We start from the raw sequence: 24,222 nt of genomic DNA, 5'->3' as shown, positions 1-24,222 counted from the left end.
CGGCACAGGTTCAAAACGTTCGACACGTTCAATGCTGATAGGGCCGCACCAGCGCGCATTCCGGATTGAGCCGCACGCCAAAGCCCGGCGTGTCCGGCACCTTCATGCGCCCGTTCACCGGCACCGGCTCGTCGAGCAGCAGCGGGTGGAACATCGGCACGACTTCGTCGGCTTTCGGCGCCATCATCAGAAACTCGGAGAACGGCGAGTTATGGCGCGTGACGACGAAGTGATAGCTGTACACCGACGACCCATGCGGCACCACCATCACGTTGTGCGCATCGGCGAGCGCGGAAATCTTGATCAGCTCGGTGATGCCGCCGCACCAGCCGACGTCGGGCTGGATCAGATCGCAGCACTGCATCTCCAGCAGCATCCGGAAGCCCCAGCGCGTCGCCTCGTGCTCGCCGGTCGACACCATCATGCCGCGTGGCACGTTGCGGCGCAGTTCGGCGTAACCCCAGTAATCGTCGGGAGGAAGACATTCCTCGACCCATTTGAGGCCGTATTCGTGCGCGCCTTGCGCGAGCCGCGTCGCGTAGCGCAGGTCGAGGCTCATCCAGCAGTCGTACATCAGCCAGAAGTCGTCGCCGACGCGCGAGCGCATGTCGGCGAGCTTGTCGAGGTTTTGCCTGAGTCCGTCTTCGCCTTCCGCGGGACCATGCTGCAACGGCAGCTTGCCGCCGATGAAGCCCATCTCCTTCGCGAGATCGGGCCGCGCGCCGGTCGCATAGAACACCAGCTCGTCGCGCACCGGACCGCCCAATAGTTGATACACGGGCTCCTTGCGAACCTTCGCGAGCAGATCCCACAGCGCGAGATCGACACCGGAAATCGTGTTCAGCACGACGCCCTTGCGCCCGTAGTAAAGCGTCGCGAAGTACATCTGATCCCACATCTTCTCGATGTCGGTCACCAGCTGCCCTTCGAGAAAACGCGCGAGATGCTTCTCGACGATAAATGCGCCGATCTCGCCGCCGGTCGTCACCGCGAAGCCCACGGTGCCGTCGCTCGCTTCGATCTCGACGACCAGCGTGCCGAGCACATTGATGCCGAACGACTGGCGGCTCTGGCGGTACTCGGGATAACGCGCCATCGGCGTCGCGATGTGATCGTCGATCCAGTGTCCGCCGGCCTGGTCGTGATAGTCCGCGCCGCCGCCGCGAACGATGAAGGCACGCACGTGCCGGATGGTAGGCATGGCCATGAAAGGGCTCCGTGAGAGAGGCGTGGAAGCGGCTCGACAACGCGCGTTCGACGCGTGTGCAATACGCTGCGGGACGTGAGCACTGCGTGAGCAATGCGCGAGCAGCGCGCTCAATAGGTGGCGCGGCCGCCCGACAGGTCGAATACCGAGCCGGTGCTGAACGCGCAGTCTTCGGAAGACAGCCACAGGATCAGCGACGCCGCTTCTTCCGGCAGCAGGAAACGGTTCATCGGAATCTTCGACAGCATGTAGTCGATGTGCTGCTGCGACATCGAATCGAAGATTTCGGTCTTGGCCGCGGCCGGCGTGACCGCATTGACGAGGATGTTTCTGGTCGCGAGTTCCTTGCCGAGCGACTTGGTGAGCCCGATCAACCCCGCTTTCGATGCGCTGTAGTGCGAAGCATTCGGATTGCCCTCCTTTCCGGCCACCGACGCGATATTGACGATGCGGCCGTAGCCCTGCTTCAGCATCTGCGGCACGACCGCGCGGCAGGTCAGGTACGGGCCGATCAGATTCACGTCGATCACGCGGCGCCACATGTCGGGCGCAAGCTCCCAGGTCGTGCCGTTGCCGCCGGTGATGCCCGCGCAGTTGATCAGCACGTCGATCGAGCCGTGCCCGGCGACCGTTTGCGCGGTGGCCTGCTGAACCGCGGCGTCGTCGGTCAGCTCGACCGTGATGGCGCTGACCTTACCGAGTTCGCTCAGCTCGCGCTGGCTGCGCGAGAGCCGTTCGCTATCGACGTCCCACAACGCGACCGACGCGCCCGAGCGCAACGCCCGCTGCGCGACCGCGTAGCCGATGCCACGCGCGCCGCCGGTGATGACGACCGTGCGCCCCTCCAGATCGATCCGATTCATTGCTGTGCTCCTGTAGGCCGCCGTGCGGCGTGCCATCGAGTTGTTGTATATCGCTGCGGTCAATATACGGGCGGTGCGATGCGCCAACAATTCGACTATTGGAGGGGGCGATAGCAAAAGTGGATCGGCAGCGGGGAGCGGGCGCTAAAGGGAAGCGAAGCGGCTAATCATCGGCAGCGACGAAAAGCATCGAGACATACAGAATGGTCGACACGACGATGATGCCGACGCCGACCAGCACCTTGGTCTGGTCGAAGTTGATCCCGCCGATGATCGCTATGCCGATCCCGAACACCGACGACAACGTGCCGAGCGCCGCGAGGCCCACGTGTATCTTGCTGCGGACCAGCCGTTTGCGCTCCGATTCGGCAGTGGTTTCCGTTTCGCTCTGTTCCATTCCCCGCTCCTTCACGCGCGACGCGATGACCATCGTGAAACCTGAGCCGCAATGGCCGGCGCGGCGTCGAACCGCCGGTTGCGGTTCGACGCCGCGCACCTCGATACGCTTCAGCGTAGTTTATTTAAGCCTTCTCGATCGCCGTTATTTGACGTCCGCGCCATTGCGCGACACCGACGCCGCGATGGCCGAGACGAACACCGCGCGCACCGAATCGCCGACCTTCAGTTTCTCGAGCGCAATGTCCGGCGCCACGTCGAGCGTTTCCGTGCGCGACGGCCCGCGCAGCGTGATCGTGCGCTTCTTGCGATCGATCTTGCGCACCGTCGCGACGACCTCGATGCGCCGCGCCGATGCAACGACACCGTTGGCCGCAGGCTGCGTGACTTCGGTATCGATGCGCTGGCGGATTCCGTTCGGCGCGAGTTTGTCGACGCCGACCAGCACCGCCTTCTTGTACGCAATCGTCACGACGTCGCCGACATGCAGCTTGCTGACGTCGGCGGCTTGCGGATTCACGTCGAAAGTTTCCTCGCCGCCTTGCGGGCCGCGCAGCGTCACGCTGTTCGTCGCGGGATCGATCGCGACGACGCGCGCCTTAACGTGCAGCAGCGCGGCGGCGCCAATTGCCCGCTGTTCCGGCGCGGACGCGGCCGCGTTGTCCTGTGCCAGCGCCGGACCCGCCGCGGCGACGCAAACCACCAACGCAACCGCGATCGCCTTCACCCGCATGAGCCCGGAGTCCGTTGAATTACAAGCCATGAAATGCTCCTTTTGATTGCGTCGATGTTACGGCAAATGTTTTGTCGCAGATCGCGTACTACGCTTAGCACCGGCAAGTGCAGTCGCTTCGAATAAAAAGAAAAAACGGACTATTAATCGCTTTTATCGGACGGGGTTACGCTTTCTGAAACCAATGGCGGTTCCTTTCTAATGCGTCGATTTGTCCCGGAGAGCCAATCGCAAAAAGCGCGTGCTTCTCCATGCGATGCAATCGGTATGCGGAGTCGTGGCGGATGAGCTTGCGCAAGGCGCCGCGCGGCTTTGCGCATGCGTTCCCGCGAGCGTCAGCGGAGGGGTAGAAAGCTAGCCATAACATATTCCTCGCAACGAGATGGACTACCGGGCGACCCAACGTGAGCGGGTCCGGAAATTGCCGAACGTTATGACTATTTCAAACGGTTTCGGGGATGCTAGCAAACGCGCAAAGGAATGGCAAGACAAGTGAATGCGCATCGCCATTCCCGATTAATCGGGTTTGCCGCGTCAAATCTTTTATGACGGTGGGCGATTCATTTGCCATAAAAATATGATCGCTGCAATTCGCTGAGCTCAGATGCCCGGCGACGCCGTCCTCGCTCTGACTCTGTCCGGTTGCCTGACAACAGTCGAATCGGCGCATTCGATATGCATTGAAAAGCGGTGGGCGCGCGGCAGATTGGCAATCGCCGAACGACTCCGCACAAACCCTTAATGGATGATACTGAAGCGATTACGCATCGCTGCGCGACGAATACAAAAAATTGTCGTCAATCATTGGAATACTGCGAACACGGGTTATTGATCGAGCGAATTTTGCCGTCAAGGCAACGAAAAGAACGCTTGAGCCGATGGCCACGGTCATGTGGGCATCACAGGCACAGCGTTTGCTAAAGCTCGCGTCACCGTCTAACGCACACACATTGTTTATCGAAGGACACCACACATGGTCACGACTCGCCCCTGCACCGCCGCCTGCGTCATCGACGGCCTCCTCGTCACGCTGACGTTCTATCCGGACAACGGCGTATTGCGTATTGCCGATTCGTCCGGCGCCTGTCTAAGAGAAACGCGCTGGCATGGGTCATGGCGCGCTCTGCTCGAGGAGTTCCGCGGCTACTACGAAGCGGCGGAAAACGACGCGGCGCGCGGCGTCGACGATATCGTCGCTCGCCTCGGCGAGCGCTGCGCTGATGCCCAGCGGGAATTGGCATCCGCGTGAAATGGCATGCGCTTGCGATCAAGCGCGTGAAAGGCGGCGGCGGCAGCGCTCGGCACCTGTTCGTTGCCTCGCGATCCGGGGTCGTTCCTGGCGCCCCGCTGCCGCTCGCGAACTCTGGTCATTGACCGAAATAAGTCTTGCACTCCGTGCTGAACGAGCATGACTGGCTGCGCCGGCCTCCCGCTTGCGACTCGCCCGCCGGAACACCACCATACGACGCGTTGCGTATGCCCTGCTCGCGCGGGTCCCAGTTCTGACCGAACGACATGTCGGTCGTCGCCTGCGCCGATTCGTCCGCATCGTGCTCCATCATCGCGCGACCCGACACGGCGTGCTCCGCCTGGCCGCTCAACTCCTCGGCGATGGCCGTTCTCGGCGCGAGAAACAGAACGGCGGTCGCGGCAATCATCAATATACGTACTCTCATTTCCGGACTCCTCGAATCCGGCGCAGCAGTGTTCGTCCTCCACAAGAATTGATCCGCGAACAGCCAACCTGCCCAATCGGGCCGAGGAACGGAGCGATGCCAATGCGCTACTGCTGCGACGGGTCACCGAACTAAACAGATGAAGAATTACCGCGCTTGCGCCCGATACTCGACGCGTTCCCGAGCGTCGGCGGAATCGGCGCGCACAAGGCGGCTGTAAGTCTGCATTCGCAGCTTGTCGTCCTTCTTTTATAGTTCGCGCACCCCGGAATTCAATCCAGGAGCATCCAGCAGTGTCGCCAATCGTCCACACCGTTCGATAAACCGCATTCACCGACAAATTCAACGTGAACTAAGCGTGCTTTGCTCGCGCATTGCGCTATCATGTTGCTACAACGCACAAAAAGCGAACCCGCACATCGACGAAAGTCCGGTGAAAGACGGACAGCGTGGAATGACTCCATCCATTCGCAATCATTGCATCGAGACACAGAGTTTTTCATAGCGAACGTCAGGCTTACCGGCCTCGTTCGTCGCGTTGCGACATGCTGAAATATTTGCTGATCGAGACTCTCGGTTCGAGGGTCGGTTGTTCCAGCGGCCGTCTTTGTCCGAGGCCGTATTGCAATTCAGGGAGCAACGTTTTTTAACCCGGCACATGGCATTTCCGTCAATCGACAACCCCACCGCGGGGCGGCCCCATTCAGTCGGGCTCGACGCTTCGCAGCTTTTTCCCCGCAATCTGTCTTCGACAGCACGCTGCACGTTTTAGAAGGACGAATATCCTATGGACGAAAGGAAGCGAGATAGCATGATTGCCTATCTCCGCCATCGTATGGAAGAGTTTGGTATCAGACCAGAAGACCTTGCCGCAGCGCTGGCGACCGAGTCATTGGCCAAAAAGGCTGAGCGCTATCGCAATGCGACCGGAGACAGCTGGGACGGCAATGGCGAAATGCCGCAATGGTTGAAGCAGGCTATTAGTGCCGGCCAGAGCATTGAGCATTTCGAATTGGCCACAAAACCGGCGCCCACGCCCCAACCGAAAAAACAGGTGGACTGGTCGAATGACCCGTTCGCCGGCACGCGGCTCGGGCGCCCGAATAACCGCTAGGTGCAGGCCGCCGCGCTCGAAGGCGCGGGCACAATGGCTGCGGCTTCGAAACGAACCGCCGTGCCACGCACCGGTTTTGCGCCACCGCTTGCCACATTGACGGCATTCACCGTATTCCCCGCATTGGCGGCATTCGCCGCATCGACGAGATTCGCGTGATTCGAGGCAGGCTGCGCATATTGCGGCAGCTCGATAAGCGCGCTGACCTGCCGGACGATCTGCCAGAAGGTCTTGTCGAAAAGACAGGCCTGCTCGTCAGCGGACCCGTGGCCGCCCGCGAGCGGATCGGTAATGGTCCAATAGACGAACGCCGGTGCGCCGGGAAATACCGGCGCGTGCAGTCCGCCGACGAATTCGTCGAGCGCGATCACGATATCCATGCGCGGCGCCCATTCGCCGGTGAATTCGAGCCAGCTTTTAGGGCTCAGCACCGCGCGCCCGGAAATGCCGGGCCGCAATTGCGCGACCGCGAGTGGATGAAGGCGCGCGGCCGGTTCAGGGCCCGCGCTGAACGCGTCGAACCGGTGCCCCGCCAGTTCGCGCAGTAAAGCTTCGGCAATGATGCTGCGGATCGAATTATCGCGGCAGAGAAACAACACCTTATATATTCTGGACACGCTTACCCCGTACCGATGTTTTTTTATTGGCCTCTGGGCGGAATTGTGCCGCTCCAGTCTTGCGCCCCCGTGACACTATGGCGTCTTTATTATTTGCGCCTCGGGATTCGCACCAGGTATCTCGACTCACGGGCACAGAGCACAACTTTGCGAACGATGGGCAGTGTACCAGTGTCCGGCCCACTGTTTCAGCACCCTGTCAATATTTGCCAGATCAACCGACGCTGCCGCCGGCCCGCCGGTCCGGCACGATGGGCTCGGCCCGGTCGCCGTCGGCGGCGGGTCAGAACTTCAGGCTGTTGAGGAACTGAAACCACAGGTTGCCGAGCGCGCCGGCCGGATGCATGTCGCTGACGGTTTCGTCGCGCTTCGCATGGTTCTCGCGTCTGGAAGGCTGCGTGTCGTGAGGGGCGGTTTGCGAGGCCGCGCCGGTGTCTTGCGCGGGGTCCGCCAGTTCGGGCTCGGACGCCTCGGCTTGCGCCGCTTGCGCGCTCTTCGCGGTCTTTCCCGCGCGCTGGGCGTTTTGCGCGGCGTCCGCCTCGTCGCGACGCGCGGCCTGCAACGCCGCGACGCTGTCGGCGATCTGCGCGGCGCGCTGCGGTTGGCATTGCCGCCCGAGCAGCACGCCGAACAGCACGTCGCGATTGTGACCCTGGTCGGCGAAGCGGATCGCGATCGACACCATCTCGGCATACGCGGCTTCGTCGGCCGCGCGCGCCGCTGCCTCGCGCTTCGCCTGCGCGCGTTGCCGACGCGTGTGCTGCGCCTCCCACTCGCGCATCTGCTCGGTGTAGACCGCGTCGTAGACGTTGCGCTGCTCGGCATCGGACAGGATCGCGTACGCGTCCTTGATTTCCTGGAACGCCGCGCGCGCCACGTCCTCGGCACCGTGGTTGCGGTCCGGATGCCACTTCATCGCGGCTTTCCGGTAGGCCCGCTTGATTTCGTCGTCGGTGGCGTGCGCGGGCACGCCGAGCGTCTCATACAGGGTTGCCATGCTGGACTCGATCTCGCGAAAAATCACTGCGGGCATCGTAGCATGCTAAAAGCGGCGTCATCGTGACCCGGCGTCCACGCAAGCACGCGCATGCCGGCATTGCCGCGATGGCACGGCGGCGCATTGTCCTCCAACGGCCCACGAAAAAAAGGCCCCACCACTTGCGTAGCGAGACCGAGTCCCATGTCTAAGGAGATGTCATGGAGGAGACGAGCCCATCTTACCGTCAGACCCGCACGCGCCCAACCAACGGTTCGCCATATGCTTATCGGCCGCGCGCTCACGTGCATTGCAAAGCGGCTCGGCGACCTGCTCATGCATGGTTATATCGTTAGAACAAAAAGTCCTTAGCCGCGCGGCGGCCGCTCATTAAGATGACGCTTCAAAGTCCGGTTCGCTCCGGCCGGTCCGTTCGCGGCCATGCACGTGCGTTGCTACCGCTGCATGAGTTCCGCATAAACCGCACCGTGAACCGCAATCGAAGGAGCATTTCGTTGAGCAGATCCGATCATTTCCGCCCGCCGCTCGTCGTCGGTATTGGCGGTACGACGCGCGCGGCCTCGTCGACCGAGCGCGCGCTCGCCTTCGCGTTGCGCGGCGCCGAAGCCGCGGGCGCCCATACCCGCCTGTTCGGCGGCACTTTTCTGCATAGCCTGCCACACTATGCGCCAGAACAGCCGGCCCGCACCGACGAACAACTCGAGCTGATCGAGGCGGTGCGTCGCGCGGACGCGGTGATCATCGCGACACCCGGCTATCACGGCGGCGTGTCCGGGCTCGTGAAAAACGCACTCGACACGCTCGAGGAATTGCGCGCCGACGAGCGCCCGTATCTGGATGGCCGCGCGGTGGGCTGCATCGTCACCGCCTACGGCTGGCAGGCGGCGGGCTCCGTGCTGACGTCGCTTCGCTCGATCGTGCATGCACTGCGTGGCTGGCCGACGCCGTTCGGTGCCGGCATCAACACGCTGGAGACGCGCTTCGATAGCGCGGACAGCTGCTCCGATCCGAAGGTGATCGAGCAACTCGCGACCGTCGGCCAGCAGGCCGCGCAGTTCGCGCTCGCGTTCAATGCACAGCGTGCGCACGGCACGCCCGCCGCGTCGAGCCATGCGACTGCGAGCCTGGCCGGCGCACCGAGCCCCGCCACCTCCATCGCCACTGACGGTCGTCCCGCGCGCGTCCTGCACCCGGTCTGAATACTCCCCCAGGCACCGTGACGCCGCCGCAATCGCGCGCGGCGCCACGCTTTGCGCCGAGCGACCGTGCGCCACATAACAGACACCGCGCCTCCACGCGAATAGAGTCACCGGACACAGCGACTTCGATCCAATCCGGGCTTCTGATTACCACTGCGGCCCCGCGCTGGTTTGCTTTCGACGAAAGATTGGTTCAACCGCTGCAGAGCGCGCCCTACGCTTGACCTGCCCGCCGCTTCACTCACCTATGGCAACGACAGGGCCGCGCCGCACGCATTGGTATTCCGCACGACATTCGCGGGCACACAGACAAGTCAAGATCATGAACTCACACATCCGCTACAAGGGCTACGAGGTCGAAGCGGCAACGCAACTGCTCCCCAACGGATTATTCGCCGCCAATCTGACGATCGAGCAGCGCGACGAGAATACGCGCAAGGCTTATTCGTTCGACGCGCTCGACTACTTCTTCGACGAAGAGCATGCGCTCGCCTACGCGTCGGACTGGGGGCGTATGTGGATCGATAATCACCAATAAGGCGATCCCGGAGCGCATCGATGTCGATGACAGCGAGCACGACAAGCGTTGCGCATCGCCCGGCATCGGGTTTGAGGCGGATGTGCCAGAATAGGTGAACCCTTGCGTTCGCTGTCCGCCCGCGTGACCTGTCCGCTACTTCGACGGATGCAGTCGAAACTCGCGCCGCCCGCGACGCACCCATCGATACGGAGACGCCGGTCATGACATGGACCGTCGACGCACAGCTCGCGCTCAGCGCGACACAAGCGGTCGAGGCGCTGCAATCGGGCCGCCTCAAAGCCGCCGACTACGTCGCCACCCTGCTCGCGCGCGCCGCCGCGCTCACGCACCTGAATGCGCTCACCACGCTCGACTTCCACGGCGCGCTCGCCGCGGCGCAGCGCATCGACGCATTGCCGCCGACTGAGCGGGCACGTCTGCCGCTCGCCGGTTTGCCGATCGTCGTCAAGGACAACATCAACACCGCAGGTCTGCCGACGACGGCCGGCACGCCCGCGCTCGCGGGCTTCGTGCCGAACACCAACGCCCCATCGGTGCAACGCCTCCTCGACGCGGGCGCGATCGTGCTCGGCAAGGCCAACATGCACGAACTCGCGTTCGGCATCACGAGTACCAACCTGTCCGCGCACGCGGGGCCGGTGCGCAATCCGTACGATCCGTCGCTGATACCGGGCGGCTCGTCGGGCGGCACCGCGGTGGCGATCGCCGCGCGCATCGCGCCCGCCGGACTCGGCACCGACACCGGCGGCTCGACCCGCATCCCGGCCGCGCTGACCGGCACCGCGGGCTTGCGTCCATCAGTCGGCAATGGCGGTGCCGAGCGGCGCTATCACGACCCCAACGCGGTGGTGCCGATCAGCCATACGCGCGACACCGTCGGGCCGATGGCACGCAGCGTCGCCGACCTGGCGCTGCTCGACGGTGTGATCACCGGCGACGGCACGTTGCCTGCGATTGCGCTCGATGGCTTGCGCATCGGCTTGCCCGCGCCGCTGTGGGATGCTCTCGAGCGACAGGTCGAGGACGTCGCGCGCGCCGCACTGCAAAAGCTCGAAGCGGCGGGCGTCACGTTCGTGCCGGTCGCGATGAGTGAGTTGGAGTATCTGAACGGGATGGTCGGCGCTCCGCTCGCCATTCACGAAGCGCGCGACGACGTGCTCGCGTGGTTGGTCGCGAATCGGGCGCCGGTGCAAACCGTCGCCGCACTGGCCGTGCGCATCGCGAGCCCGGATGTGCGCGCGATCTACGACGACGTGCTCGCCGACGTGCTCGGCTCGCACTACTCGGCGGCGCTCAACTACTGGCGACCGCGGCTGCGGAACTACGTCGCCGCGACGTTCGCGAATGCCGGTCTCGACGCGTTGCTGTTTCCGACGACGCGGCTCGTCGCGGTACCGATCGACGATCTGAACGGCTCGTCGACGGTCACGATCGACGGCGGTCCACCAATCGATACGATGGAAGCGTTCCTGCGTAATACCGACCCGGCCAGCACATCCGGCATTCCGGGGCTGTCGCTGCCGGCGGGTATCAGCGCGAGCGGGCTGCCGGTCGGCCTCGAACTCGATGGACCGCTCGGCTCGGACAGGCGCCTGCTGGCCATCGGTGTCGCGTTCGAACAGGTACTGGGAACGTTGCCCGCGCCGGTGCTTTGAAGCCCGTGCTTCACGTGCGCGCCATCAGGTTTGTGCTTTAATGCCTGCGCGTTGCAGCCCGCATTCCGACGCTTTGCCCGCCCGAACCTCCCCCTAAGCGACGATGACGAACCCCGCCACCGCCCTCTCATCTCACGGCCTCGTACGCCGCGTCGTTCACTTGAGCGCCGTGCTCGCGGTCGCTTTCGCCGCCAGCGCCTGCGCGCGCCTCGCGACGGTCGATTCCAACGCGCTGTGGAAGATCGTCGACATCCGCTGCGTGCCGTCGCAGCAGGCAACGGGCACACCGGGTCAATGCACGGTCGTCGATCTCGACAAACGCTACGTCGTCCTGAAGGACATTCTCGGCCGCTCGCAGTTTCTGCTGATGCCGACCGATCGCATCACCGGCATCGAAAGTCCGCTGATCGTCGCGCCCGATGCGAAGGACTACTGGCGTGACGCGTGGGATTCGCGTCATTACGTGCAGCAAGCGGTCAAACGCGAGTTGCCCGACGATCAGCTCGGCCTCGAAATCAACTCCGAATCTCGTCGCTCGCAAAACCAGCTGCATATCCACATCGATTGCATGCGGCGTGAAGTCAGCGCCGCGCTCGCCGATCACGCTCACGATACGCCCGGCGAGTGGCGTTGGCAGACGCTCGATGGCGAGCGCTACAGGATCATGCGGGTGAACTCGCTGAGCGGCGCCGACAACCCGTTCCGGATCGTCGCCCGCGACAATCCTGATCCGGCGACGATGGCCACGCAAACCATCCTGGTTACCGGCGCGGGCCCGTCCGCGGCTCGGGATGGCTGGCTGATCGTCAACAGCGGCATCGACATCGAAGGCGGCAGCGGCACGGCCGAAGGGCTGCTCGATCACGCGTGCCGCGTCGCGGACGATCATTGAGCGTTTGCCGAACACGCAGAATTGGCCCGCACCAGCATGCGAGTAACGGAGTCATTGCCGGCCCGCGCCGTGCAAAACCAGCAAGGTTACGGTTTTCGGCGGCAGAGTAAGGTGCAATTGGCCGCTCGCATAGTCGGTGTCGTGCAGACGGGATATGGCATTGTCCATGAGTTGCCAGGTCTGGGCTTTGCCTTGAATCACATCAAAGTTGTTGATCGCAATGGTGGCGTCAGCCGGTTGATCAAGCTGCTTGTTGATCACCACGATGGTCATGACGCGGTCGTGATCACGCACGGCGGCAAAGGACGAGACCCGATCCGGGTCGGGCTGCGTGTCGGCGATGCTGGTGGTGCCGAAGCCCGAGCCCTGGCCATCGTAGTTGCGATAGAGCTTGATCGCCTTGTAGACCGGCATGTCCCGATTCAATGTGCCCCAGCGCGTGGCAATGTCCAACCCTTCCCGGCCAAAGATGCCCAGCACGTCGGCCTGGGCCGTGGCGCCGTTCATGGTCGTATCGCCGCCCCAACTGTATTCCGTCAGCGCGATCGGCGTACCCGCGTAGTAATAGCTGTCGACCCACCGCCGCATCAACGGAATCAGGGCCACCACGCTATTGATCCAGGTCGGATCCTTGTAGCTCGTATCCCACAGGTCGCGCGTGGAGCGGTTACGGGCGAGTTCGATGGCAGGCGTTTCAGCCGTGGCCGCATTCTGGTTTTCCTTGAATTCTCCGCCTTGTGGGTAAAAGTGCAGGCTGAAAACGTCGACAGGGCGGCCGGCCTGCTTCCATTGCGTGAGCAGCCATGGGACGTAATCCATGCCTCGCGTTTCGTTTTCCCTGTCCGGCGGATTGCCCTGACCGTGCGCGGCGAAGTACTGCTGATCGAAGCCGCTAAAGCGATACCCGGTCCAACCCCACTCTTCCGGCGCCACGACCCGCGCGCCCGGGTCTGCCGCCTTCACGGCGTGCGAATAGGCGATCACCTTGTTCGCTACCTCGCTGGCATGGGCGCCGATGGGATGCATGTCGCGATGGTTGAGTTGCCACAGACTCGGCTCATTGTCCATCAGGTAGTAATGCACACCGTCCGAGCCGGCACTACCGGATCCACGCATGAGTTGCCTGACGCGCTCCTGCTGGCTCTGCGGATCGTCCAGCAACGAAGCATCGTCCGGGTCGTTCCTGATAGGCGTGCCGTCGGGTGCGATGCCGTTGCCCGCGTCAGACAAACCGTGAGCGTCGACACTCTGCTGCTTGCCGTACCTGTTGACCGAAAAACTGACGAGCGGCTTACCGTCCTTATCGAGTCGCGCTACCCTGCCGATCATCGGGATGGTCAGCATCGGTAAAGCGTGTCCGTCACGGGTAAGCGCCGCGAAACGGTCGTTATATTGGTAGATGTCTTTTGGATCGGTCGGCAGGCTTTCGAAAAACCAGTCCTGGCCCGTGTTGTGAGCGTCGACCCGCCAGTTGTAAGCCGAAGCGGTGTTGCCGCCCGAGCGGTTGATCGGCACGCGCAGATCCCGCAGGATTTCCGCCGTCCCGAAGTTCAAGCCATAGATGAGCGGGCTGATTGGATGCCGGTTGGCCGCGGCATCCACCGTAATGGTCACCGGCAGCGGCGCAGCCATGGGCAGATCGGCGTATAGCAGCGCGCCCGCCCCTAGCATCATCGCCATCAAGCTATGGCAGTTAAAGTGTGCTGGCTTCGACATGCGGAGTCCGTGAGTCTATGGCGCTGGATTTCGGCACGACGACCGTATCTTCCGCTTCGAGCGGCGACTGCAGATCCCGTTCGTCCAATTCCCAAACGACGAGCCTGGGCGGTGTCTGAGCATAAGCCGGACTCGCGAAATAGGCGCGCGCCGAGCCGCCGAACTTGCCGCCCTCGCGTGCGAAATTACCCACGCCTGTTCCGAGTGCCAAAGCGAGCTGAGGCACGAAATCGGACGTCGTCGAATAAGAAGTGCCGATCACGGCGATGCCAGGCAGATCGGCATCGCCGAACAGATCGTCGGCTGACGCGGCCGCCTGAGCCTGAGGAATGTAGTCACGGCTGGCCGCAATCTCAGGCCTCGGCTGCCAGGACGGCGGCAAATCATCCAGGCCGGCCAGACGCACAAGATCGCCGGGCCGCCGGCCGGGAGGCGTGTCCGTGACGCGATAGTCGGGCTTACTCGAACCCAGCGGGACCCCCATCGCACGGATGCGCTGCGCCACGGCCTGCGCCGCGGCACCCGCGCCGTCCTCGGTCCAGTGCGTGTCAGTCCGAAAAAAAGCGCCGCCCGGCGCGCCACGCAGCGCCGCACTTAGATCCAGCACCTGCACGCCGTCAGCGGTCAGACGCGAGGTCCAGTCAGCGAGACGCGCACCCAACGAAACCGGACGATACAGACTGCACAGATGTTGCGGCTCGATACGCGACTTGTCGGGCACCACGACGACCAGCAACGCGATACCGTGCCTCGCCAGCTCGCGCTGCACGGCGGCCACCGTGTCCGCGCGCGTGGCGAGATGACTGTCGCTATCGGCATACACGCTGAGTTCGTCGCGCAGGAACAACCAGCCCGGGCAGCCCTGCCGCACGCGCGGCCCCAGATCGTGCAGCGTCAGCCAGCCCAGCGCACGCTGCGCGCGCGCCGCGTCGGCGGCGATCGGCGTATCGGCCATGCGATTGGCGAGTTCTTTCGATACCGTACCGTCCAGAATGCCGGCCCGGGTCACGGCATGAGGCAACACCGATTCGGTCGTCGACGCGAACCTGAGATTGGAAAGCAGGCCCGCGAACAGGAAGACCATCAGGATGACGGCAGCGATCTTGCTGGCGCGCGAGGCGGGTAATTGAGGTAGCGGCTTGGGATCTTCCATGGCGTCAGAACTGGAAGTAGAGGAAAGGCACCGCGCCGCGCGCGACGATCAGACCGAACGACAACAGAAAACCCGCTAGCGGCCACCCCGCCTGCCATAGCTGCCGCAGCGCCGTGTCGGGAAGGCTATCCCAACGCTGTTGCCAGAGCGGCAGCAGCACGCACACGATGCCCAACCCGGCAGCCAGAGCGTGCACGGGCCGCAGCAACACGAGCGTCGCGTCGCTCAGGCCGATGCCATTCAAACCGAACTGGCCGCGATACATGGCGAGCGCGGCAGGGAAACCCGCCGCGCGAAACAGTGTCCACGCGAGCATGACGAAAACCAGCGTCAGCACGTGCGATAACCAGGACGGCATGGTCGGCATGTCGAACCGGCGCCAGAGGCGCGCGACCATCAGGGCGATGCCATGAGCGAGGCCCCACAGCAGGAAGTTCCAGCTATCGCCGCCGTGCCACAGGCCGGCGATCGCCATGGTCAGCAACAGATTGCGGCAGGCTTGCCACTCACCGTGGCGGTTGCCGCCTAGCGGGATGTACAGGTAATCGCGTATCCAGCTCGACAACGACAGGTGCCAACGGCGCCAGAAATCCTGAATGCTGCTGGCAAGGTACGGATGCTTGAAGTTCTCGGGAAAGCGAAAGCCCAGCATCTGCCCCAACCCGATTGCCATGGCGCTGTAGCCCGCGAAATCGAAGAACAGCTGCAGCGTGTAGAAACCGCAGCCCAGCCAGGCGTCGGCCAGCGTGGGCGCGTGCAACGAGAAGATCGCGTCGACCATCGGCGAGAGTGTGTCGGCCACCAGCACCTTCATGCTCATGCCCACCATGAGCCGCCTTGCGCCGGCTGCAAAACCGTCCCAGTCGATCTCGCGCGACACCAGCTCGCGCCTCACCCACGCATAGCGAATGATCGGCCCCGCGATCAGATGCACGAACATCCCCTGATAGGCGCCGTAACGGATCACGCTGCGATCGGCCGCCACCGTGCCGCGCTGCACGTCGATCAGATAGGAGATGGATTGCAGCACGATGAACGAAAGCCCGATGGGCAGCACGACGTGTCGCCAGGGGATGGACCCTGCATGGCCTGCCCCCAGCACACTGTCGAGACTATCGACCACGATGTTGGCGTACTTGTACCAGCCCAATATCAGGACGTTGACGACGATGAACACGGCCAGCCAGCCACCGCGTGCACGCTGGCTCGGCGCCCTGTCTATAACCATGCCGCCGAACCAGCCCCAGAAGGTGAGCGCGATGAACAGCAGCAGAAAGACCGGGCTCCACCAGCCGTAGAAAAGCCAGCTGCAAAACAGCAGCACGCCATTGCGCCATCGCGCGGGCAACGCGACGTAGATCGCCAGAAAGGCCGGCAGAAACAGCGTTAGGAATTCGAGGGACGCGAAAACCATGCATCGTTCTCAATCGAAAAAGATATCTGGACCGACGCGCCATCGCGAAACACACCGAACCCCGCTCTGCCCGTCGTAACCAGATGAAAAACGGGGAACAGCCGGAAATCGGCGATGAGCGGCGTCGCTTTCAAGGAGGAGGCGCAAATGCGATCAGTGGCTCACCGCGTCGTTCGCCATGAAGATGCGCGAATGCGCCCCGCCCGGCACGAGCAACACCGTATAACGCTGCCCCGCCGCGAGCGTACCCAGGCTGAGCGGCTGCCCCACAGGCTGGCCGCCGCAGACCAGCTGCACCGAGAGGGCGACCGGGTTGACCTGGCGCCGCCTGGCTTGTCCCACAGCCACGCCGTCGAGCAGCACGATGTCGCGACCCGGCACTTTCAGCGTGGGTGCCGCGCAGCCAGCGTCGAGGTTGTAGAAAGCCACCGAAGCTTTGAGCGCATTGAAGTCGTCGGGTTTTTCGCGGACCGTCACCGTATGCAGGCCACCCGCTTTATCCGCGCCATCGAGCGCAACGATGCTGACGAACTCGCCAGGCTGCACCGTCGCCGATACGTCCTGGTGCGCGCTACCGGCTCTCAGTGTGCCGGCCACCGGTTTGCCGGCGGCGATCGGAAGGAAGTGAGTGGCCGGGTTCGCGGCGTCGAGCGTCAGACGCGCTTTCGACCCCACCGCGCTCACGTCGACCGGACCCGAACCGCCATCGACAAAACGCACGAACGACGAGTCCTCTGCGGGACCGGTCGGGTATAGCGGAATTTCTGCGGCCATGGCCGGCTGCACGGACAAACCGAGACCGGACAGAGCGAAGCCGGACAACAACAGGGAGGAGAGGAAATTTTTCATTCTTTTCTCAAACGGGAAACCTGGACAGGCGCAGCTCGAAGCCCGGCGCGTCATTTCTGCGGAACGACAGGCAGCTTGACCAGTGCCTTCATGATGTCCGTGCCCCAGTACTTGTAGCCGGTCGTCGTCAAATGCTGACCATCGACCGTCGCCCATTCGCCCGGCCTGGAAAACGTGAGCGAGTCGATGTACTGACACGGCGCGACATTGGCGGCGAGGAAAGACGACAGCTGCTTCACACGGGCGAAGCTCTTCTGGTACTTGCCGCCCTCGGTGCCCCAGACCGGCCCTACCCAGACGCAAGCCGTCTTGTTGGCGGCCAGGTCTTGCGTCAGCGCCGTGACCTGCTGCCAGGCCCAGGCCTTCGGGAAATCGTCCTTGCTGTATCCGCCGATCGTGTCGCCCTGGACGATGATGACGAGCTTGGCCTTGTTCGCGGCGATCAATTGATCGACGGGTTGGGTCTTCGCGTTGTGGTCGATGACCAGGGGCGCCTTGCCGTTACGCTCGGCGCCACCGCATGTGCCGGGCACGGACTTCACCCAATCGCCGGGAATACTGCCGCAGACGCTGTAGGTATGCACCTGCGCGCCAGCGGCGATCAACTGATCCTGCAACGTATCGATGAGATAACCGGGTTCGCTCAGATGGCTATCGCCGACGATGAGAATGCTGAGACCAGCAAGTACGGAAGCAAGCATGACTCTTCGACTCCTGAAAAATAATCAATGTCCGATCGATCAGTATGGCGGGCTACTGATCGCTGTAATGCGACTGGTAAGGGATGACCGGCATATCCAGTGCCTTCGTCTGCGGCGCAAGGGTATAGCGCAGATACAGGCCCGCCGCCCACTGCCGGTAGCTGGACGCGTTGTTGGCGCCCACCGAGGCTCCGCCAGTCAGATGATTGGTGAAGCGGTATTCGGCCGTGGCCAGCAGGTTGTAGCCGAAGCCGGTCGAGGACTGGTCGGGATGGATCGCGCCGTCGGCGAGGCCAATCGTCGAAGCCGCTGAGACTGCTGCGGCCTGCAACCCGCTGTCGGTCGGGAAATACGCCGAGCCGGCCTGGTGGTAGTACTGCACACCGACGGCCGCTTGCAGCTTGTAGGTCCAGCGCTCCGAACGCTGCGCCCACGTGAGCGGCAGGTTGAACGCATAGAACCGCTGCGGGCTGAAGTAGCCACCGTTGCCGTAGGTGAAGTTGTTTTCGTTGTGGTCGTAGATCATGCCGCTCAGGTTCACGCCCGCGCTCAGCATGCTGTTCTGCGTGCGCAGCAGGTACCAGTACGTCCCGGCGCCGACCTCGGCACCGACGTTGGACTGGACGTTATGGCCGTCCAGGTATTTCGCGGAACCGTAGCCGTAGACGCCGTAGTCCTGATTGTCGAGGCCGATCGCACCATGCACGCCGGTGGCAGTCACGCCGCCCCAGCTCAAGCCGGATCGCGAATCGGTCGAGCCAGCAAAAGACGTGATGCTGTCCGTCACGGCGCGGCGCGATACGCCCACGTTGAACCAACTGCCCTGCCCGGCATCGATGGAGTTCCTGAACATCACGCCGCCAACGACATTGGTGTACTTGAAACCCAAAGGCGTGGTGCCGATGTCGGCCATCCAGTTCCCAGTCTCGTAGCCGAGACCCAGACCGACGCCGTAGGCGGTCTGTTTGCCCGGTGCGGCGACCTTGCCGGCCTGCTGCGCCCGGGTGGCGGCCGGGCCGCCGCCGAACTGACTGGCGCTGAAGACGTCGGTAGCCAACGTGCCGCCCTCGAGTTCAACCGGCGTCACGCGAATGGAAAGCTTGCCGTTGTCGACCGGCAGCACCCCTTCCAGAGCTTGCTGCACGCTCGTCAACTGACCCGTACCGGGTGCTGCGTTGTTCGACGAGACGAACAGCCCACCCCTGACTTCCGGTGAACGCTGCGCACGGAGGTCGCTGAGTTCATTACGCATTTCCTCGAGCGACGGCGAACCGTCCTGAGGCTCGCTCACCGCGACCGTGTCTTGCGGCGCCAGGCCGCCGACCGGCGTGCCCGCCACGGTTGGCAGAGCGGATGGAGCAGAGGACGAGCGCTCGCGCGCAGCCGTGGATGTCACGGTCGAGGCAGTCGCGCTCGCCGCGGTAGCAGCCGGAGCAGCAGCGGGCCCGAAACCAGGCTTCTGGTTCGCCGGCACGCTGTCCGGCGCCGCGGGTTGCGGGGCGAACGTTTCGGCAGCGGGCAGGCGACGGTGGCGGTCCTGACGACGGTGAGCGTCGTCGTGGTGGACAAAGGGATTGCCCGCCACGTGGACGTCTTGCGCCTGCACGCCGAGCCGCTTTTCCTTGGCGGCAATGGCGGATTCCAGCAGCGACTGCGCTTCGCGGGTCTTGCCCTGCATGACGTAAATGCGCGCGGCGCCGGCCAGCACGTCGGGATCGTTGGGCGCCTTCGCAACGGCCTCTTTCAATGCCGCATCGGCAACGCTGTTCTTGCCGGCCTGCACTGCCGCCATCGCGACGCCCAGTTGCAAACCCGGATTGTTGGGGTCGTTGACGAGCGCCTTCTGGTAAAGCGACAGTGCCTGGTCATACTTGTCATCGGCGGCGTACATGCGCGCGAGCGCGGCCGTGGCGAGGCTGTCGTTGGGCCGCTTCGCGAGGATCGGCGCCAGCGTGTCGTAGGCCTGCGCGAGGTCACCTTGCTGACGTTGCTGGTCAGCCAGTCGCACCGTGTAGAGGTAGTTCAGTTCGTCCAGTTGCCGGCGCTGGTCCGCGGTCAGCGTCCGGCCGTGCAACTCGCGCATCGCGAGCCCGGCCTGGACATACTGGCCGGTCTTGAGCAACAGGCCCAGATAAGCCAGTTGCACATCCGGTCCGCTGCCCTGCAGACCGTTAGGCATCAGCCCGTGCATCAGGCTCATGGCGCGCGGCGTATTGCCCGCGTCGACATACGCCTGCGCCAACGCGCCCACCTTGGCCGGGTCTTGACCCGCCGCGGGTTCGAGCCGCGCCAGCATACTGCGCGCATCCTCCAGATTGCCTTCGAGCGCCGTTTGCGAGGCTTGCGCCACGACCATCTGAAAATCGATCTGCTGCGCCGTCGCAACCATGTTCGGCGTGCGCGAGGCGGTGGAGATGCGCGTCATCGTGTCCTGCGCGCGCGTCCAGTCGCCCATCTGCATGGCCAGCAGCGCGCTCGCATAGAGCGCTTCGGGATTGTCCGGGTTCGTGACGAGCAGGCCGTCGACGAGTTGCTTCGCTTCGTCGGCATGCCCCTGTTTGAGATCGTAGCGCGCCAGTTCCAGACGAATCCACGGGTTGTCGGGCGCGCTGCGCTGGGCGTCTTCCAGAATGTGCCGGGCCGCGCTCAGATCGCCACGCTGCGCGGCGGCATCGGCCCGAGCGGCGGCGACGGCGGCGCGCAGCCGATCGAGCCCGCCGATGCCGGCCTTCTGCTCGGGTGACATGCCGTCGATCAACTTCTGGGCCTCATCGGCGCGTCCCGTCTGCGCCAGGATATCGATGAGGCCGCTCGCCGCCTCGCGGTTATCGGGGCTTCTCGCCAGCACGTCGCGGTAGCCCTTTTCAGCACGCGTCAGATCGCCCTGCGCCGCATCCAACCGGGCCGACGCATTGCGCCCGCCCGGCTCGGCTGGATCCAGCCGCAGCGCCTGATCGAGTTCGCGTCGCGCGGCGGCGAAGTCGCCCACGTTTTGCGCGCCCTCGGCCTGGTTCACCAGCAGCCAGTAGCGCGCGGAATTGAGGGCCTTGGCCCAGTTCGCGCCCGCGCCCGGACGCGACACCGCCCGCGACAGCAGCGTCTGCGCCTGCGCCAGGTCGCCTTGCTGCATGCGCACGAGGCCCAGTCCCCCCAGCGCATCCGTGCTGTCGGGTTTGTCACGCAGCACAGCGGAAAAGGACTGCTCGGCCGTGGTGATGTCGCCTGACTTGAACGCGGCGAAACCGCGTGTCAGTCGTGCATCCACGACCGGACCGGCCGGTGCGAGCGGATGCGGCGCCAGCATCTGATGGCGTATTTCGTCGTCGTCCGGATGCAGCTTGAGATAGTCTTCAAACCACGATCTGTTTTTCGGCGTGGGCGTGACCCAAGTCAGCACGGAGCGCCAGACTTCGGTCGCTTCGCCGCCGATGTCCGGACGAGCGGCAAGCTTTTCCAGAAGGGCGACACCCGCCGCGCGATCCTGTTCGTCGCGCACCATATGCTGGGCCAGCGGCAACATGGTGTTCGGATCGTTCGGCGTCTCGGCATTCAGGCGCTCGAGGCCCTGGATGGCCTGATCCACACCGCCATCCGTATAGCCCAGATAGCTGTAATACTCTCGCGCCACACTGCCCTGCGGCGCTTTACCGCCCAAGGCCTTGTTATATTCGGCGATGGCCGCCAACAACGCGGCCTGATCCTTCTGGTTGACGGCGTCTTGCGCCATCTGGCGCGCCTTGGCGAAGGTGGACTTACCCGGTTCGACCGCGAGGCGCAAGCTCTGCTCGAGCAGCGGCACGAAGCGGCTGTCCGGCGCGGCCGCACGAAGTCTGGCCAGATACCCGTTCGCCGCCGCGAACTGCTGCTTGCCGACGGCGATCGTGCCCATCCCATACAGCGCCTCGGGCTGCTTCGGGTCGCTCAGCAGCAGTTTCGACCAGGACTGCGCGGCCAGATCGGGCTTGTCATGCGTTTGCCAGTAGCGGCCCTGTTCCAGCAGCATGTTGGACGTAGCATCCAGCGCCCAGCCCGGGTGGCCGACCGAGGCGACCATCAGTCCGAGAATCCAGGCCCGGTTGCGGCTGCGTCTGACTACCATGACTTTCCTTGATTATGATTGTTGCTGCCGCGATGCCCGCAGCCGCTCACGGGCTTCAGCGTCACGCCGGGCCTGGCGGCGCCGCAAGAACGAAAACAGACCAACCGCGATCAGCACGAGCGCGATGATGCCCAGCGCCTTCAGCACCCACGCGAGCGACAGGCCGAATGAAGCCAGCCACCAGTCGAGGCCGCGCCAGACGCCGAGATGCCCGACGTAGTAGGTATGCTCGCTCACGAGCGAATCGACTTCCGTGCCGCGGATCGACACGAGGCTTCCCTGGATGGGCTGCTTGCCCGAGTTCGGCGCATCCAGCAACGCGGAGACCGCATCCGTCAGGCCGTCGGGCTGATTGCTGGCCAGCATGACCACGCTGCGGCCCGGTTGCTTCGGCGATTCGAAGCCTGCGAGCACGGCGCTCACGCCCGGCCCCGACCAGGCCAGCGACAGGCGGCGGGGTTCGGCGTCGAGCCGCGGGTTGGCATGGAACCAGCCCAGCACGCGACCCGGCAGATCCGAGACGGCGAACTGCGCGCTGTGGTCATACGCCGCGGGCATGGTCCGCGCCCAGTCCTTGAGCCAGGCTTGGTCCGCACCCGAGGCGATCACGAGCAGATCCTTGTCGGACGGCATCGCGTCGATGCGCTGACCGCGCAGCACGATGACGCCGCGCGCCGGATAGCCGGTCGAATCGCCCATGCGGCCCATCACCGCCAGATACGTGCTGTATTCCGGTGTGCCCGCGTTGGGGCCCAATACGACGTCCGTTCCGGACAGGTCGGCCATGCGCGTGAACGGGAAGCCCGCCTGGGCGAACGAGGCCAGGTTCGGCATGGCGATGTAGTGCGGATACTGCGACAGATCGATCGTCGATTCGGGATCGACCGCGCCGCGCACGTTGTCGATGATGATGTCCCGGCACTCGCCCTGCTTGATGTAGTCGTACATGTAGCGGAACTGCAACTGGGTATTCGGCTGCAACAGCGCCTCCAGCGGCACTTCCAGTTTCGCCTGGCGCGGCAGGCTGCTGTCGGGCAAAACTTCACCCCGCAGCTTGCTGCCGCCCTCGAGCCGTTCGAGCGAGAGCAGCGGAATCGACTTCATGAACTGGTCACTGACGCTGAACAGCAGCGACGAATTGACCATATAAGGCTGCGGCGTATAGCGGTAATGCAGGTCGATCGGCACGTTGGGTGCATGCCAGCCGAACAGGTCGGGCGGCACGCGCATATTGATGCGGATCAGATCGGGGCTGTAGCCCGACACCTGCAATTGTTTGGTATCGACGAGTTCGCCCAACGACATCGGACGGTCGGTGCGCAGCCAGCGCGGCGCATCGTACGGCTTGCGCGGCGCGAGGTCGGCGAACCGCGTGATGAGCGCGCTCGAACCCGACAGCGTCTGGGTGCCCGTGACCAGCGCGTCGGCGGCCTGCTTGAGTTCCTTGCCGTCACGGCCCATCACCAGCAACAGCTTGCCGTTGGGATCGTTGGGGTTGGTCACGACGGCGAGAGTCGGACCTTGCAGCGGCGAGTCCGCCAGGCTCGCTTGCGCCGCGCTGTCGACGATGACGACCGCGTTGCCCCTGGCAGGCACGGTAGAGATCGATACCGGAAATTGCGCGCCGCGATATTTCGCCAATGCGCCGAACCACGACGACACGGCGCCAGCCGCTTCCAGCGCGGCCGTATCAGGATTGCCGGCGAACACGAACGGCAGGTCCAACCGGCGAATATCGTGCTCGTCGAAGAAGGGTCGCGGCAGGCGAGCCAGATCGCCGGCCTGCGCCAGCGGCTGGGTGTCGATGCTCAGCGTACTGTCGTTGCTGATGTTGGCCCACAGGCTCGAATGCAGCGGGTCTTCGCACTGGTTGGTGTAGTGGCCGATCAGTTGCAGACGCAGCTTGCTGTTCGCGGTGAACAGATACGGCGGCAGCGTGATAGTGCGCTGCAGGTTGGTGCCGGACGTGTTTTTGGGCACGTCGATCGATGCCGCCACCTGATCGTTGACCAGCACATTGATGTGCGACAGATCGGGCAGCAGCGCCGGCGAATAGGCATAGCGCAGGTTCAGTCGCGCACCTGTGACGACCCGATCGTCGCGCACGCCGACCGGCAGCGTATTGCTGCCGTCGACGCCGCGCAGGTTGAGCGCGTATTGCGCGCCGAGTTGCTGCAGCGAATAGGTCACCGTCGAAGAAGCCGCGGTAGCGGCTCCGGCGTCCGGCGCGGACTGCAGCGGCGCCGCGTTGCTATCTGCCGTTGCCGGCCGCGCGGACGGGTTGGCCGCGCCACCGGCCGAAGCCGACGCGTCCTGCCGCGCAGCGGCGGCAGCCGCCGCTGGTTGCGCGGCCTGGGTTAGCGTCGATGTGACAAACATACAACCGAGCAACAGTGCCGG

At 64.0% G+C, this 24,222-nt stretch carries 20 protein-coding genes; 6 read left to right on the top strand and 14 right to left on the bottom strand.

What is annotated here, in order from left to right:
* Positions 1 to 28: 28 nt before the first annotated feature.
* The 4 genes from rhmD to OKW27_RS12880 form a co-directional block, all read right to left on the bottom strand.
* On the bottom strand, positions 29 to 1,207 hold the full coding sequence (gene rhmD / locus OKW27_RS12895) for an L-rhamnonate dehydratase (RefSeq protein WP_090806572.1): 1,179 nt from the start codon (positions 1,205 to 1,207) through the stop codon (positions 29 to 31).
* A gap of 110 nt (positions 1,208 to 1,317) precedes the next feature.
* Positions 1,318 to 2,070: an SDR family NAD(P)-dependent oxidoreductase gene (locus tag OKW27_RS12890; protein ID WP_429333684.1), complete on the bottom strand. Its 753-nt coding sequence runs from the start codon at positions 2,068 to 2,070 to the stop codon at positions 1,318 to 1,320.
* A 163-nt stretch (positions 2,071 to 2,233) separates the two neighbouring features.
* Positions 2,234 to 2,467, bottom strand: a complete 234-nt coding sequence (locus tag OKW27_RS12885) for a hypothetical protein (protein ID WP_429333683.1) — start codon at positions 2,465 to 2,467, stop codon at positions 2,234 to 2,236.
* A 144-nt stretch (positions 2,468 to 2,611) separates the two neighbouring features.
* A complete protein-coding gene (locus OKW27_RS12880) occupies positions 2,612 to 3,229 on the bottom strand; it encodes a copper-binding protein (protein ID WP_429333682.1) in 618 nt (205 codons plus the stop codon).
* A 943-nt stretch (positions 3,230 to 4,172) separates the two neighbouring features.
* Here OKW27_RS12880 and OKW27_RS12875 point away from each other — a divergent pair.
* Complete coding sequence (locus tag OKW27_RS12875; protein WP_090806576.1) at positions 4,173 to 4,448, top strand: hypothetical protein; 276 nt, start codon at positions 4,173 to 4,175, stop codon at positions 4,446 to 4,448.
* A 118-nt stretch (positions 4,449 to 4,566) separates the two neighbouring features.
* Here the strand turns inward: OKW27_RS12875 and OKW27_RS12870 are convergent, their stop codons facing one another.
* The gene (locus tag OKW27_RS12870) at positions 4,567 to 4,875 is read right to left on the bottom strand and encodes a hypothetical protein (RefSeq protein ID WP_167368698.1); all 309 of its coding nucleotides are present in this window, start codon (positions 4,873 to 4,875) and stop codon (positions 4,567 to 4,569) included.
* A 787-nt stretch (positions 4,876 to 5,662) separates the two neighbouring features.
* Here OKW27_RS12870 and OKW27_RS12865 point away from each other — a divergent pair.
* A complete protein-coding gene (locus OKW27_RS12865) occupies positions 5,663 to 5,989 on the top strand; it encodes an H-NS family nucleoid-associated regulatory protein (RefSeq protein ID WP_429333681.1) in 327 nt (108 codons plus the stop codon).
* Here the strand turns inward: OKW27_RS12865 and OKW27_RS12860 are convergent.
* Complete coding sequence (locus tag OKW27_RS12860; protein WP_429333680.1) at positions 5,986 to 6,606, bottom strand: arsenate reductase ArsC; 621 nt, start codon at positions 6,604 to 6,606, stop codon at positions 5,986 to 5,988. The genes OKW27_RS12865 and OKW27_RS12860 overlap by 4 nt on opposite strands.
* Before the next feature lie 283 nt (positions 6,607 to 6,889).
* Positions 6,890 to 7,603 carry a J domain-containing protein gene (locus OKW27_RS12855; RefSeq protein ID WP_429333679.1) on the bottom strand — a complete coding sequence of 238 codons (714 nt, stop codon included), beginning with the start codon at positions 7,601 to 7,603 and terminating at the stop codon, positions 6,890 to 6,892.
* Between the two features lie 374 nt (positions 7,604 to 7,977).
* On the opposite strand from OKW27_RS12855, the gene OKW27_RS12850 reads away from it, so the two are divergent.
* From OKW27_RS12850 to OKW27_RS12835, 4 genes are all read left to right on the top strand, one after another.
* Positions 7,978 to 8,802, top strand: a complete 825-nt coding sequence (locus OKW27_RS12850) for an NADPH-dependent FMN reductase (protein ID WP_429333678.1) — start codon at positions 7,978 to 7,980, stop codon at positions 8,800 to 8,802.
* A gap of 322 nt (positions 8,803 to 9,124) precedes the next feature.
* On the top strand, positions 9,125 to 9,340 hold the full coding sequence (locus tag OKW27_RS12845) for a hypothetical protein (protein WP_008917353.1): 216 nt from the start codon (positions 9,125 to 9,127) through the stop codon (positions 9,338 to 9,340).
* Between the two features lie 203 nt (positions 9,341 to 9,543).
* Positions 9,544 to 10,998 (top strand): indoleacetamide hydrolase, encoded by a 1,455-nt coding sequence (gene iaaH / locus OKW27_RS12840; protein ID WP_429333677.1) that lies wholly within the window; start codon positions 9,544 to 9,546, stop codon positions 10,996 to 10,998.
* 103 nt (positions 10,999 to 11,101) lie between these two features.
* A complete protein-coding gene (locus OKW27_RS12835) occupies positions 11,102 to 11,890 on the top strand; it encodes a CDP-diacylglycerol diphosphatase (protein ID WP_090806590.1) in 789 nt (262 codons plus the stop codon).
* 51 nt (positions 11,891 to 11,941) lie between these two features.
* Here the strand turns inward: OKW27_RS12835 and OKW27_RS12830 are convergent, their stop codons facing one another.
* From OKW27_RS12830 to bcsB, 7 genes are all read right to left on the bottom strand, one after another.
* The gene (locus tag OKW27_RS12830) at positions 11,942 to 13,606 is read right to left on the bottom strand and encodes a glycoside hydrolase family 44 protein (RefSeq protein ID WP_429333676.1); all 1,665 of its coding nucleotides are present in this window, start codon (positions 13,604 to 13,606) and stop codon (positions 11,942 to 11,944) included.
* Positions 13,584 to 14,759, bottom strand: a complete 1,176-nt coding sequence (locus OKW27_RS12825; RefSeq protein WP_429333675.1) for an alginate O-acetyltransferase AlgX-related protein — start codon at positions 14,757 to 14,759, stop codon at positions 13,584 to 13,586. Before OKW27_RS12825 ends, OKW27_RS12830 begins: the two co-directional genes overlap by 23 nt.
* Before the next feature lie 4 nt (positions 14,760 to 14,763).
* Positions 14,764 to 16,173, bottom strand: coding sequence for an MBOAT family O-acyltransferase (locus OKW27_RS12820; RefSeq protein ID WP_429333674.1), 1,410 nt, complete (start codon positions 16,171 to 16,173; stop codon positions 14,764 to 14,766).
* Between the two features lie 153 nt (positions 16,174 to 16,326).
* Entirely contained in the window at positions 16,327 to 17,022 is a 696-nt protein-coding gene (locus OKW27_RS12815) for a cell division protein FtsQ (protein ID WP_429333673.1), read from the bottom strand.
* A 50-nt stretch (positions 17,023 to 17,072) separates the two neighbouring features.
* Entirely contained in the window at positions 17,073 to 17,723 is a 651-nt protein-coding gene (locus tag OKW27_RS12810) for an SGNH/GDSL hydrolase family protein (protein ID WP_184066211.1), read from the bottom strand.
* A gap of 52 nt (positions 17,724 to 17,775) precedes the next feature.
* Positions 17,776 to 21,777 (bottom strand): cellulose synthase subunit BcsC-related outer membrane protein, encoded by a 4,002-nt coding sequence (locus tag OKW27_RS12805; protein WP_429333672.1) that lies wholly within the window; start codon positions 21,775 to 21,777, stop codon positions 17,776 to 17,778.
* A gap of 57 nt (positions 21,778 to 21,834) precedes the next feature.
* On the bottom strand, positions 21,835 to 24,201 hold the full coding sequence (gene bcsB, locus OKW27_RS12800; RefSeq protein WP_429333671.1) for a cellulose biosynthesis cyclic di-GMP-binding regulatory protein BcsB: 2,367 nt from the start codon (positions 24,199 to 24,201) through the stop codon (positions 21,835 to 21,837).
* Between the last annotated feature and the right edge of the window lie 21 nt (positions 24,202 to 24,222).

The organism is Paraburkholderia sp. 35.1, from assembly GCF_050436525.1.
Lineage (GTDB): Bacteria > Pseudomonadota > Gammaproteobacteria > Burkholderiales > Burkholderiaceae > Paraburkholderia > Paraburkholderia tuberum.
This window is presented reverse-complemented; position numbering and strand designations above follow the sequence as displayed.